At 68.4% G+C, this 12485-nt stretch carries 11 protein-coding genes and 1 pseudogene; 5 read left to right on the top strand and 7 right to left on the bottom strand.

The window, feature by feature from the left end; genetic code table 11:
• Positions 1–5 precede the first annotated feature (5 nt).
• The 4 genes from ABEB03_RS21835 to ABEB03_RS21850 all read right to left on the bottom strand — a co-directional run bounded on the left by ABEB03_RS21835 (position 6) and on the right by ABEB03_RS21850 (position 5301).
• Positions 6–968: an ABC transporter permease gene (locus ABEB03_RS21835; RefSeq protein ID WP_345651775.1), complete on the bottom strand. Its 963-nt coding sequence runs from the start codon at positions 966–968 to the stop codon at positions 6–8.
• Positions 961–2520 (bottom strand): sugar ABC transporter ATP-binding protein, encoded by a 1560-nt coding sequence (locus ABEB03_RS21840; RefSeq protein ID WP_345651779.1) that lies wholly within the window; start codon positions 2518–2520, stop codon positions 961–963. Before ABEB03_RS21840 ends, ABEB03_RS21835 begins: the two co-directional genes overlap by 8 nt.
• Positions 2521–2595: 75 nt before the next feature.
• A complete protein-coding gene (locus ABEB03_RS21845; protein ID WP_345651780.1) occupies positions 2596–3687 on the bottom strand; it encodes an ABC transporter substrate-binding protein in 1092 nt (363 codons plus the stop codon).
• Positions 3688–4269: 582 nt separating this feature from the next.
• Positions 4270–5301, bottom strand: coding sequence for a LacI family DNA-binding transcriptional regulator (locus ABEB03_RS21850; protein WP_345651782.1), 1032 nt, complete (start codon positions 5299–5301; stop codon positions 4270–4272).
• 747 nt (positions 5302–6048) lie between these two features.
• Between ABEB03_RS21850 and ABEB03_RS21855 the strand changes: the two genes are divergently transcribed.
• The 3 genes and pseudogenes from ABEB03_RS21855 to ABEB03_RS21865 form a co-directional block, all read left to right on the top strand.
• Positions 6049–6477: an AAA family ATPase gene (locus ABEB03_RS21855; protein ID WP_345651784.1), complete on the top strand. Its 429-nt coding sequence runs from the start codon at positions 6049–6051 to the stop codon at positions 6475–6477.
• Complete coding sequence (locus ABEB03_RS21860; RefSeq protein WP_345651787.1) at positions 6474–7367, top strand: aminoglycoside phosphotransferase family protein; 894 nt, start codon at positions 6474–6476, stop codon at positions 7365–7367. The genes ABEB03_RS21855 and ABEB03_RS21860 overlap by 4 nt, the downstream gene beginning before the upstream one ends.
• 234 nt (positions 7368–7601) lie before the next feature.
• Positions 7602–8099 (top strand): annotated as a pseudogene (locus ABEB03_RS21865) (IS5/IS1182 family transposase); the annotation flags it as partial.
• 264 nt (positions 8100–8363) lie between these two features.
• On the opposite strand, the gene ABEB03_RS21870 reads toward ABEB03_RS21865, so the two are convergent.
• Both ABEB03_RS21870 and cynR read right to left on the bottom strand, forming a co-directional pair.
• Complete coding sequence (locus tag ABEB03_RS21870; RefSeq protein WP_345651790.1) at positions 8364–8804, bottom strand: cupin domain-containing protein; 441 nt, start codon at positions 8802–8804, stop codon at positions 8364–8366.
• A 266-nt stretch (positions 8805–9070) separates the two neighbouring features.
• Positions 9071–9991, bottom strand: a complete 921-nt coding sequence (cynR, locus tag ABEB03_RS21875) for a transcriptional regulator CynR (protein ID WP_345651793.1) — start codon at positions 9989–9991, stop codon at positions 9071–9073.
• A gap of 135 nt (positions 9992–10126) precedes the next feature.
• Between cynR and ABEB03_RS21880 the strand changes: the two genes are divergently transcribed.
• Both ABEB03_RS21880 and cynS read left to right on the top strand, forming a co-directional pair.
• Positions 10127–10717: a carbonic anhydrase gene (locus ABEB03_RS21880; protein WP_345651796.1), complete on the top strand. Its 591-nt coding sequence runs from the start codon at positions 10127–10129 to the stop codon at positions 10715–10717.
• A gap of 97 nt (positions 10718–10814) precedes the next feature.
• Positions 10815–11285, top strand: a complete 471-nt coding sequence (cynS, locus tag ABEB03_RS21885; protein ID WP_345651800.1) for a cyanase — start codon at positions 10815–10817, stop codon at positions 11283–11285.
• 103 nt (positions 11286–11388) lie between these two features.
• On the opposite strand, the gene ABEB03_RS21890 is transcribed toward cynS, so the two are convergent.
• Positions 11389–12405, bottom strand: a complete 1017-nt coding sequence (locus tag ABEB03_RS21890) for a hypothetical protein (protein ID WP_345651802.1) — start codon at positions 12403–12405, stop codon at positions 11389–11391.
• Between the last annotated feature and the right edge of the window lie 80 nt (positions 12406–12485).

Raw genomic sequence — 12485 nt, forward strand, 5'->3', positions numbered from 1 at the left:
GGTGGTCAACGCTTCCCCCGTCCCCGGGCCGCGTAGACGGCGGCGACGATCACGATGGCCTGGGCGATCTGGGTCCAGGAGGGCGGCAGATCGTGCTTGATGAGGGTGGCGGTGAGGAGCTGGATGAGGACGGCTCCGGCCACCGTGCCGGCGATGTTGACGCGGCCGCCGGTCAGCGGGGTGCCGCCGACCACGACCGCGGTGATCGCGGACAGTTCCATCAGGTTGCCCAGTGAGGTGGGGTCGCTGGCCTGGAGACGGGCGGTGGCGAGCACGCCCGCGACCGCCGCGAGGAGCGCGCTGACGACGTAGACGATGATCAGCACGCGGCGGACGGGCAGGCCGGAGAGCTGTGCGGCGGGTCGGCTGTCGCCGATGGCCAGGAGCTGGCGTCCGAAGGTGGTGCGGCGCATCACGAAGGCCAGCAGCAGAGCCAGGGCGGCGGCGATGAGGATCAGGTAGGGGAAGCCGAGGACGTCGCCGGAGCCCAGGGAGGCCAGGGTGGGGTTCTGGAGGTCCTTGAGCTGCGGCAGCAGCACCAGGGCCAGTCCTCGGCCGCCGACCATGAGGGCCAGGGTGGCGACGATCGGCTGCACCCCGACGAAGGCGACCAGGGCTCCGTTGGCCAGTCCGACCACGGCGGCGAACAGGGCGACCACCAGGAGTGCGGGCAGCAGGCCGTAGCCGAGGTAGAGGGCCGTCACGGAGGCCGCCAGCGCCATGACCGCGCCGACCGACAGGTCCACGCCCTCGGTGCCGATGACCAGAGCCATGCCGAGGGCGACGATGATCACGGGGGCGACCTGGACGGCCTGGGTGCGGAAGTTCTCGACGGTCAGGAAGTAGGGAGTGATCAGGGAGTTGACGACGAGGAGCGCCGCCACGCCGGCGTAGACGCCGTAGCGCTGGAGCCAGTTGAGGATGCGGGCCTTGTCCAGCGGGAGGGTGCGGAGGGCGGCTTCAGCCATCGACGGCCGCCTCCTTGACCGTGTCCTGCGCGGGGCCGTTGCCGGCGATGGTGCGCATCAGCTTCTCTTCCGTGACGTCGTCGCCGGCCAGCTCGCCGACGACGGAGCCGTCCTTCAGTACGACCACGCGGTCGGACCCTTCGATGAGTTCCTCCAGATCGGAGGAGATGAGCAGGACGCCCAGGCCGTCGGCGGCCAGTTCGTCGACGAGTTTCTGCACCTCTGCCTTGGCTCCCACGTCGATGCCACGGGTGGGCTCGTCGAGCAGCAGCACCTTGGGGTTCATCGCGAGCCACCGAGCGAGCAGCACCTTCTGCTGGTTGCCGCCGGAGAGCTCACCGACCTTCTGCTGCGGCGAGGATGCCTTGATGCGCAGCCGTTCGATGAACGTGTCCACGATGCTGTCGACGCGGGACTCGGAGACCAGGCCGAAGCGGGAGAGGCGGGGCAGTACGGCGAGCGCGATGTTCTCGCGCACCGACAGACCGGGCACGATGCCCTCGCTCTTGCGGTCCTCGGGCAACAGGCTGATGCCCGCGCGCAGGGCGGCCGGCGTCGACCCCGTGCGCAGCGGCGCCCCGGCCACCATGACGCTGCCCGAACGCAGGGGCAGGGCTCCGGCGATGGCCTTGGCCGTCTCCGTGCGTCCGGATCCGAGCAGTCCTCCCAGACCGACGACCTCTCCGGGACGCACGCTCAGGGAGACACCGTGCAGCTTGTGCGGCACGGTCAGGTCGGCGGCGGCGAGGACGGGTTGGGCATCGGCCGCCGCGTGGTCGCCGGTGAACTTGGTCAGACCCTCCTCGCGCACCTCGCCCAGGTCCCGGCCGAGCATGGTCGACACCAGGGAGAGCCGGTCGAGATCGGCCAGCGGGCCGTGATGGACACGTCGGCCGTCGCGCAGCACGGTGACCGTGCTGCTCACGGCGTACAGCTCGTCGAGGCGGTGGCTGACGTAGACGACGGCGATGCCCGCGTCCCGCAGCCGCCGGATCACCGAGAACAGGGTCTCGACCTCGCGGGGTTCGAGGGAGGAGGTCGGCTCGTCCATGATGACGATCCGCGCGTCCGTGGCGACGGCACGGGCCAGGGCGACCATCTGCTGCGCGCCGACCCCGAGGGTGCGCAGCGGCCGGCGGACGTCCACGCGCACGCCGTAGGTGCTCAGGGTCTCTTCGGCTTCCCGGTTCATGCGGGCCATGTCCAGCATGCCGAACCGGTTGCGTGGCTCGCGGCCCAGGAAGAGGTTGCGGGCCACGCTGAGCAGCGGGATGAGGTTGACCTCTTGGTAGATGGTCGAGATCCCGGCCTTCTGGGCCTCCAGCGGGGTTGCGAAGGAGACCGTACGGCCCTGGAACACGACTTCACCGGCATCGGGTCGGTACACGCCGGTGAGGAGTTTGATGAGGGTCGACTTTCCGGCGCCGTTCTCGCCGATCAGGGCGTGGACCTCACCTGCGTGCAGGGTCAGGTCCACGTCGTCCAGGGCCCGGACGCCGGGGAAGGTCTTGCTCAGCCCGCGGACGGCGAGCACTTCGGCGGGGGGTGCCACCTGTTCCTCCAGGGTGCGATGCGAGGAGTGGGGGAGGACGGAGGGGCCCGCGAGGAGCGGGCCCCTGAGGGAGGATCAGTAGGCCTTGCCGATGTCGGTCTTCGCGTTGTCCGGGGCGTAGGCGCCGTCCTCGATGATGACGTCCTGCGCCACTTCGTCGCCCTTGGTGAAGCTGTCCAGCGTCTGGAAGGCCAGCGGCCCGAAGCGCGGGTTGGACTCGATGACGCCGCTGATCCAGCCGTCCACGATGCCCTTGACGGCGTTGCGGGTGCCGTCCACCGTGACGATCTTGACGGCGCCCGGCTTCTTGCCCGCGCCCTTCAGCGCGGCGACCGCGCCGAGCCCCATCTCGTCGTTCTCGGCGTAGATTCCCTTGATGCCGGGCTTGGACTGGATGAGCTGCTCGGTGACCTGCTGGCCCTTCTCCCGCGCGAAGTCGCCGGTCTGCTCGAAGACCACCTTCAGACCGGGCGCCTTCTTGGCGATCTGGTCCTTGAAGCCCTTGGTGCGCTCGGTGGTGACGTTGTTGCCGGCCGCGCCGAGCAGGATCGCCACCTCGCCCTTGCCGCCGGTCGCCTCGATCATCTGGTCGGCGGCGCGCTTGCCCTGCTCGACGAAGTCGGAGGCGATGAAGGAGACGTAGTCCTTGCACGCGGTCGCATTGATCTTGCGGTCGATCGTGACGATGGGGACCTTCTTGGCCGCGGCGGCCTTGAACACCGGTTCCCAGCCGTCGGAGTTGAGCGGGGCTATGACCAGGAGGTCGGCGCCCTTGGCCAGGAGATCCTGCACGTCGCTGATCTGCTTGGAGAACTGCGACTGGGCGTTGGCCGTCAGCAGCTTGACGCCCCGCTTCTTCGCCTCGTCCTTGATGGACTGCGTCTCGGCGATGCGGAAGGGGTTCGCTTCCTTCTCGGACTGGGAGAAGCCGACGGTGGCGTTCTTGAGGTCCAGCTTCTTCCCGCCGAACGCGTCGATGGTGCAGGTCTTGCTGCCCGGCTTGGGCTCGGCGACCTTCTGCGCGGAGTCGGCGGCGGCCGAGGAGGTGGTGTCGTTCGCCCCGTCGTCCTCCGACTTGGCGCAGGAGGTGGCGGTCAACGCCACGGCTGCGGCCAGGGAGACGACCACGGGACGGGCGATGAGACGACGGTGAGTAGTGCGCTGCATGGTGACCCCGATCCGGGTGACGCTGAAAGGGCACTGGGGAGATGTGAGTAGGCAGAGGTCGAGCATGGTCCAGCTGAGTAGTGCTTCTCCCCTGGCGGGAAAGGGCGTTCGGCCCGCCGCACAGAGTTTTTACATCGTTGGAAGGACTCTGTAAACCCCCTGTGCACGCAGCGTGCGCGGTATACGGCGAACTGCTTTGTTGCCCCACCACGGACGATGGGGCGGAGACCGGCGCGGGCCCAGCGAAGGAGCGCGCTCCGGCAAACGTCGTCAGGGGTACGGCAGTTCGGAGAAGTGACCGGATTCCTCGACGACGGCAGCGTCGTGCGGACGCGTCACACTCGGCCGCGCGGGCCGGTTCCGCAAGCATGCCGGAGCGCAACACGCCCTGCGCTGTAAATCTTTGATGGGGTGTCAGGCGTCTCGGACCAAGAGCGCACGGTGCACCGGCGGCCCTGGGCGGGCCGGGTGGTATGGGGACGCAGAAACCGCGGGCAGGGCAAGCCGGAACGCCACGCACGCCAGGCCTGTCCCGGCAGGTCTGAGTGGGCCCTTGGATTCACACGCGCGCGGTCCGTGGGATCACATCGGGCGGTGGCCGCCCGCCGCGCGCCCCAGGGTGCTCTCGCGTTCCACCAGTCGGTACTCCGCCCATACGCGGTGGGGTTCGGACACTTCGTCGCCGCCGAGTCGTGCCAGCACCGACTCGACCGCCAGCCGGCCGATGGCCTCCTTGTCCGGCGATACGGAGGTGAGCGTGACGGCGCCGAAACGCCCCTCGACCACGTCGTCGAAGCCGACGACCGCGGTGTCCTCGGGAACGCGCAGCCCCCAGTCGAACAGCGTGCGCATCGCGCCGATGGCCATGGGGTCGTTGTAGGCGAAGACGGCGTCGGGACGCCGTCCGGACTCCAGGATGCGTCGCATGGCGTCGGCGCCGTCCGCATGGCCCCATCCGTCGGTGGCCGCGACGAGCCCGTCGTCGGCCGGCAGACCGGCGGCCGTCAGTTCCTCGCGCCAGCCGCGGACACGCAGCTGAGCAGTCTCGCTGCGGCCGCGCCGGGCGCCGATGAACGCCACCTCCCGGCGTCCGAGTCCGATCAGATGCCGGACGGCGGCACGGGCGGCGGCGACGTTGTCGATGGCGATGTGGTCGTACGGCAGGTCGTAGTCGCGCTCGCCGAGCAGCACGAGCGGAACGCTCTCCGCCCGGTCACGCAGGTCCTCGGCCTCCAGCTCGATGGGGCTGAGGATGAGACCGTCGATGACTCTGGCCCGGAAGCCCTGGCTGACCAGGACCTCCTGCTCGCGGTGCCCTCCGGTGTGGTCCAGCAGCACGATGTACTCGTGCGCGGCGGCGGCGTCGATGACGGCGGCCGCGAGTTCGGCGAAGTAGGGGTTGCCGAGTTCGGGCAGCGCGAGCGCGATGATGCCCGTACGGCCCTTGCGCAGATGTCGGGCCGCCAGGTTGGGCCGGTAGCCGAGCGTGTCGATGGATCGCTGGACGCGCTCGCGCATGGCGGGGGTGACGTGCTGGAAGTTGTTCACCACATTGGAGACGGTCTTGATGGAGACCCCCGCGTGCGCGGCAACGTCCTTGAGGCTGACCCGCACGGCATTCCCCTTTTCAGCGTCCCGACCGGTCCGGTCGGTGCGGGTACGGGGTCGTCAGCGTCACCGTCGTGTACCGTGCTCCGACTCTCCGTACGTGATCTTTACAACGTTATACAGGCGTCCTCGCCGCACTGACAAGGCGCCGGGCGACAGCAGTCCCGAGGAGGTTCAGTGGTGTCTGTTCGGTTCGCCGTCCGGGCATCCGATGAAGATCCAGGCCGGCGAGCGGGAGTACTTCCTCGTGATCATTCCGTGGTCGCCGCGAACAGCTCGGCGACCACGGGCAGTTTGGCCTTTGCAGAGCTGAGGCGGGCGTATCCGGTGCTCTGCCACACTACTGACTTCGGCTCGCCAGGGTACGAAGACGTCGGCGCCACGCCACCTCCGCGCCGATGCCGCTTCGACAGGTGCCACGTTCCCAGGGTGCGACCGAACCCTTCTGCAGAGCCTGCGTCGAAGGCAGGATCGGACGGGCCATCGTCGAGGCCGCCCTTTGCAGTGCGGCCACCGTCCCAGCCTCTGGGCTCCGTCAACTGGCGCGGCTCCGCGTCCTCTTCGCGCCGCCGAGCATGCTTCCGTCCTCACTTGGCGATCTCGGTCCTGGGCTCAGGGAACGAGTTCTGATCCCGCTTCTCAGCTGCGGGTAAGGCGATTCTGTGACGGTGTCGGCAGAATTCGTTTCCGTTGCACGCGGTGGTTGCGCGAGCATGCCGGAATGACCTTGCTGTGGTGGCTGGGAGGGGCCTGATGGGTAGTGGTCCCGAGGCCAGGTTGATCTTGCTGTGCGGGCTTCCGGGCTCGGGGAAGACGACGTTGGCCAAACGCCTGTCGAGAGAGATCCCGGGGGTGCGTCTGTGCCCGGACGAATGGTTGGCGGACCTCGGTGTCGATCCATTCGATGAGCGAACGCGTGCCCGGCTTGAGGGGCGGTTCTGGGAGCATGCCCAGGACTTGCTGAGGCTCGGACAGACGGTGATCTTGGAGTTCGGCTTCTGGGGGCGCTCTGAGCGGGATGAGAAGCGTTTGGCGGCACGCGCCCTCGGCGTTCCCGTTGAACTGCACTGCCTAGGAGAGTGTCTCAGTAACGTGGGTAGGCATAGCCGACAGACTTACAGCCTGTTTGCCACACCCGTAGGTGGGCGGGCCAGCCACGTCCTGGCAGGATCGGGGTCGTGATCGACGTTCCCGCAGATTTCGCAACCGCGGCGGTGAACCGTGCGGGTCAGAGCGGAAAGGAGTGGGTCGACTCCTTGCCCGCACTGGTGGAGAGCCTCTGCGCACGGTGGGGCTTGGCGGTGGACGGCTCGCCGCTCCACGGCCACCTGGGCCTGGTCGTCCCGGTGCGGCGTGGCGAGGAGCCCTGCGCGCTCAAGGTGTCCTGGCAGGACGCCACGACGCTGCATGAGGCGCTGGCTCTCGCCGCCTGGGACGGACAGGGGACCGTGCTGCTGCTTGACCACGAACCGGCCGCGGGATCCCTGCTGTTGGAGCGGCTCGATGCTGGCCGCACCCTCTCCGACATCGACGCCGACGAGGCGGTCACCGCCGCCGGGCTCCTGCTGCGGCGCCTGTCCGTCCCGGCCCCGCAGGGCTTTGCTTGCTTGCGAGATCTCGCCGCCAGGCTCCCCGCCCGCTTGAACCTTCAGTGGGAGCAGCTCGGTCGTCCCTTCTCCCGGCGCCTGGTCGATGCGGCAGCCAGCCTCGCTGCCGAGTACGGTCCCACGACGGCTGGTCAGTTGGTCAACGGTGATCTGCACTACGAGAACGTGCTGGCCGGCTACCGTGAGCCGTGGCTGGCCATCGACCCCAAGCCGCTCACCGGCGATCCCGAGTACGCGGTGGCGCCTTTGCTCTGGCGGCGGTTCGCGGACATGGAGGGGGTTGCCGGCATCCGAACCCGCCTGGCCACCCTTGCCGAGGTGGCCGACCTCGATGCCGACCGGGTACGCGCCTGGACGCTGGTGCGCACGGTGGACTACTGGCTGTGGGCCCTGGGGATCGGCCTCACCGAGGATCCGCAGATGTGTCGGACCGTCGCCGGTGCTCTCTTCCCCACCCTCCGGTGATCAATGAGAACCGTTCAACCGAGGCCGTAGTCCGGAGCGGATCAGATCGGCGCCGGGGCCGGAGAGGACGCCGCACAGGCGTGGTGTGTGCCGATCCGGCATGCGGTCGACAGGGCAGTCTCCGTCGCCGCGATCGCTTTGAGTAACGTGAGGAGCGGGTCTCGGTAACCGGCAACCCGCCTGCGGTTCCTGATCATTCATGCGGGATGATCACGTTATGCATGGTGGCGATGGGCTGACGCGGAAGCCACCGATGAAGCCGAGGATGAGATCTTCGGCCCCGACGCTAAAGAGATGGATCTGCCCGACGAACTGGACCGGCGTGAGAAGCGCCTGGCCAGGCCGCGGGCCGCCCGCGCGCAGATCGAGGCCGAGGCCGCCGACAAGGCTCGCGCCCACGCCGAGGACAAGGAACGCCGCCGCCAGGAACGTGCCGGCAGCGGCGAAGAGCGGGCCGTCACCGACGCCGGGGAAGCGGCCGCCGCGAAGGCGCGTCCCAAGCCCAAGGCACAGGCCAACTTCACCGACCCCGCATTGCGGATCATGAAGAACAGCGACGGCGCCTACATCCAGGCCTACAACGCCCAGGCCGTCGTCGACGAAGAACACCAGGTCATCACCGCCGCCGACGTGACGACCAACGCCTCCTACGCACTGAACTACACCACGATGCTCGACCAGTCCGCCCACAACACCGGCGTCCACCTCCGGCGCGACCTCGCCCGCCGCGGGGGCAGAGCCGTGCTGATGTTCGCCCTCGGAGTGGGACACCGGCCGCCGCGCGCGGACAGGTAAGAGCATCGCCCAGCGCGGCACGGCCTGTGATCGGTGTGCTCCTGTCCGTCCCTCTGCCCACGTGCACGAACGGACCCGCAACGGAGTCGAGCGGGTCGCAGGATCACGGTCTGCGCCGACGCGGCAACCCGGCGGATCTGGTGGGCGAAGCCCTGCGCCGGAATCAGGATCCCGGGCTCGCCCACGTGTCGGACTCGCGAGTCAGCCTTCGGAGGGACGCGGAGCGCGCAGATGCGCCCGCTCCTTCAGCTCCTGCTCGTCGACGAACTTGAGCATCGGCTGACCCGGCGCCATCACCATGGTCACGAGGAACTTCGTCGGCGCGTCCGTCAGGGCGTTGCCGTCCTGGTAGTGGATCACGTCACCGCCGGGCTCCCAGAACGTCTCTCCGGCCTTGATCACGCGTTCCGGTTCACCCTCGAGCTCGAACCGGACCGCGCCCTCCATCACGTAGCCGAAAGCGGGACCCGAGTGGCGATGCGGAGCAGCCCCGGGGTGACCGGGAGGCCACTCAACGAGGATGGTCATACCCGAGCCGCCTTCGGGAAAGAAGGGCGGAGTCACCTCCTGCAGTACCGTGATTTCGGGCGGCAAGCCCTGGTGCCCCTCGTGGGCGGTCTCGTGCACTGGGTTGTCTGACATGTGCCACACCTCCTAAGCCTGCATGGAACGGACGATCATGCGGCCACCGCCTTCCGAGCGGTGTTAACGGCCACCCGTTCGACAGCGATCGAGTTCGTCGGTTCCTGGCTCGCACAACGTGTCTCACGATGAAGACCGGACACAGCCCACATCTGTGACACGCCGAGCGTCTTCTGCCTCACGCACAGCCCCGACACCACCCTGCCCCCTGTGGGCGGCCGTCACAATCCGGGAGCCGGCCGGCATCGGGAGCGCGTCGCACCATGTCATGTGGTCCCCGGCGCCGGTGAGGCGTAGCCGCGGGCCTCGACAAGATGGTGCATGAGGTCGGCGAAAGCGTGGGCTGCGGCGCTCTGGTAGCCGCCCTGGCGTTGGAGAAGCACCACGGTGCGCTCGGGCAGGGGTGGGGTCAGGGTGACCGTGTCGAGCTGAGGGTGGTCGTCGGTGACAGCGTCGGGTAGCACGGTGGCCAGTGTCGTGCGTTGGACGATCTCGACGAGCGCCTGGATGGAGTTCGCCTCGATCGCGATGCGTGGGCTGACGCGGTGCCGTCCGAAGTAGGCGTCGATGTGGCTACGGGTGGCGAAGTCGGGGCTGAGGAGAGCCAGCTCCAGCGTGGCCAGATCTTGCACGGCCAGCGCCTCGGGTTCCCGGTCCCGGGCGTAGTCGGGGCCCACCACCAGGCTCAAGCTCTCGGTGAAGATGCGACGGGCGTTGATTCCCTGCTGATGGGGTGCGTCGAAGGCGATACCGAGGTCGATGTCGTCGGCGAGCAGCGCGGCTTCCATACGGTCCTGGGTCATCTCCTTGAGGGACAAGGAAATGCCCGGATGGCGGGTATGGAATTCGGCAGCCATCGGTCCGACGAGATAGCCGATGAACGTGGGCGTGACCGCCAGACGCAGTTCGCCGCGGGAAAGGTCCTGAACGTCGTGCACGGCACGCTGGGCAGCCGTCAGTGAACGCATGGCCTGCCGGGCATAGCGCTGGTACACCTCCCCGACGTCGGTCAGCCGCACCGTCCGACCGGAACGGTCCAGCAACTGAACCCCCAGACTGCGCTCCAGCTGCTTGATCTGCTGGGACAGCGTGGGCTGGGAGATATGCAGATCGTCGGCCGCCCGAGTGAAACTGCCGTGCTCCGCCACAGCCAGCAGGTAGCGCAGATGGCGCAGTTCCAGAGTCATGGACACACTATAGATGGCATCAATAGGTTTTATGGTTGATAGGTATTGGACGCTATAGGGGCAGGCAGGGCAAGGTGGCTTTCGGGCGGCCGAAGGGCCGACAGATTCGGTAGGACCAGTCGAAAGGCCCAGGCCATGCACGACCTCACCGGCGGAGTCACCCGATTCCAGCGAGACGTCTTCCCCGGAAAGGCGGACTTGTTTGCCCGCCTGACACATGTCCACGCCCCTCACACCCTGTTCATCGGCTGCTCCGACGCGCGCGTCGTGCCCGAGCTGATCACAGGCAGCGAGCCGGGGGAACTGTTCGTCATCCGCACCGCAGGCAACCTCGTGCCGGCGCACGGCCTCAGCGCCGACGGGGTCGCGGCGAGCATCGAGTACGCGGTGGACGTCCTCGGCGTCTCGGACGTCGTGGTGTGCGGACACTCGGGATGCGGCGCCATGACTGCCCTGGCCGAAGGGCAGGACCTGAGCACCACGCCGGCGATAGCCGCCTGGCTACGGCACGCCGACGCCGCCCGGGCCCGCTGCACCACTTCTGATGTCGCAGCGTTGGTGCACAGCAACGTGATCGCCCAGTTGGCGAACCTCTCCACCCACCCCTCGATCGCCCGCGCACTCACCCACGGCGAAGTGGCCCTGCACGGCTGGGTCTTCGACATCGCGACCGGACGCATTGATCAGCTCGACGCACCCGACACCCCCGCCGCACGGGCAGCCTGACAGGCCCGACCTGCCGCCTTCCGCGCACACAGCGCAATCCCCGACCCACCCCTGCCCGTTCTCGCGCAGGGCGATTCACCCGAAAGGAATGTCCGCCATGACATACGTTCAGTTCGACCCCGCCGCCCGTCAGACTCTGGCCAACGCTGCGGTCGAAGCCAAGGACCGCAAGAACGTCACCTGGCAGCAGATCGCCGACGCCGCCGGCCTGTCGGTGGCCTACGTCACCGCTGCCGTGCTCGGCCAGCACGCTCTGCCCAAGCAGTCCGCCGAAGCCGTCGCAGAGCTGCTGGACCTGGGCCAGGACGCGGCACGGCAGCTGCAGGCGATTCCAACACGCGGTTCCATTCCCGGAGGCATTCCCACCGACCCGACCATCTACCGCTTCTACGAGATGATCCAGGTGTACGGCACCACGCTGAAGGCCCTCGTCCACGAGCAGTTCGGCGACGGCATCATCAGCGCCATCAACTTCAAGCTGGACGTCAAGAAGGTCGCCGACCCCGAGGGCGGCGAGCGTGCCGTGATCACGCTGGACGGCAAGTACCTGCCGACCAAGCCCTTCTGACCCCGCCGCTCAGCGGGCGGGGCGCACCTCTGCCCCGCCCGCTCCTCTCCGCCGTGTCCTCTCTCCGCCGTGTCCTCGTGACGGGCTCATCCTGCAGACGCCGTCATCCCTCGGCCCAGTAGGCGGCTCGCACCTCGCCCTCCGCGAAGTCCTCGCGCGGCAGCCTCAGGCCGAGGGACTGTTCCAGGGCGTGGAAGTACAGTTCGAAGGTGTTGGTCACCTCGGGGTGGTCCAACTCGGCCCGGCGCACAGCACGGTTGAGGAAGTCCAGCTCGCCACCCCGTAGGTAGGGGGCATGGCCGCGCTCGTACCAGATCAGCTCCAGCACACCCCAGTCGTCGTCGACGCGGCGGCCGTCGCGCATGTAGTCGAAGGTGTAGATGGCCTTCGCGGAGGTGGCGGTCAGCCGGACGCTCTCCTTGATCCCGAGCGCCGCGTACGCCTCCTTGTCGGCAAAGGAGCCCGGCGGCGTGTCGTGGTACAGGAGATACGCCCACCCGCCCGCCTGCCCGAAACAGCAGCTCTCCCACTGGCGGTCCCAGTGGGCACGGCTGTCTGCCTGCAGGTCCTTCAGGCGGGTATCGGCCGCGACTTGCCCGGGATCGGCCCCGTAGAGCAGGGCGAGTCGCTCGGCGTCGACGGTTCGTCCGGGTGCCGCGCGGAAGAAGGCGAGCGTCGTGTACGGCTCCTGTTCACGCCAGGACCCGGCTATCCAGGCGAGCCCCTCCAACGGGTCGCGCCCGCACGTCTCGACGGTCCCCGTGTCGTCAAGGCCACCACTGCGGAACCGTCTGCCCCACGCCGGATCGACGCGGTCCAGTGCGTCGGCCACTTCCTCGACGCTGCCACCGTGGCGGCGTATCGCGGACTCGGCGATCAGGTACAGCGCCTGGTCGAGGTCGCGGGTGGCGAAGACCTCCCGGTAGGGACCGTGACGGCCGCGCAGCGTGCCGTCGTCGTCCAGGAGCAGGCACAGGCTGCCGTCCTCCGACCGCTCGGCCCTCTCCCTGATCTCGTCGTCCGAGAGCGCCACTGGTGGCAGTGCGACATCGTCGAGCAGAGGGAGTCGCGCGACCGTTCGCTGCCAGCCCTCGGCAAGTGTCTGCTTGGTGATCTCCATGGGGATCAGTATGGAAGGGGGCACTGACAACCGGGCGACCTCGCCTGTCGGTTGAGTATCGGGCTGTTCCGGACCTGTGG

The sequence above is a fragment of the Streptomyces siamensis genome, from assembly GCF_039543605.1.
Taxonomy (GTDB): domain Bacteria; phylum Actinomycetota; class Actinomycetes; order Streptomycetales; family Streptomycetaceae; genus Streptomyces; species Streptomyces siamensis.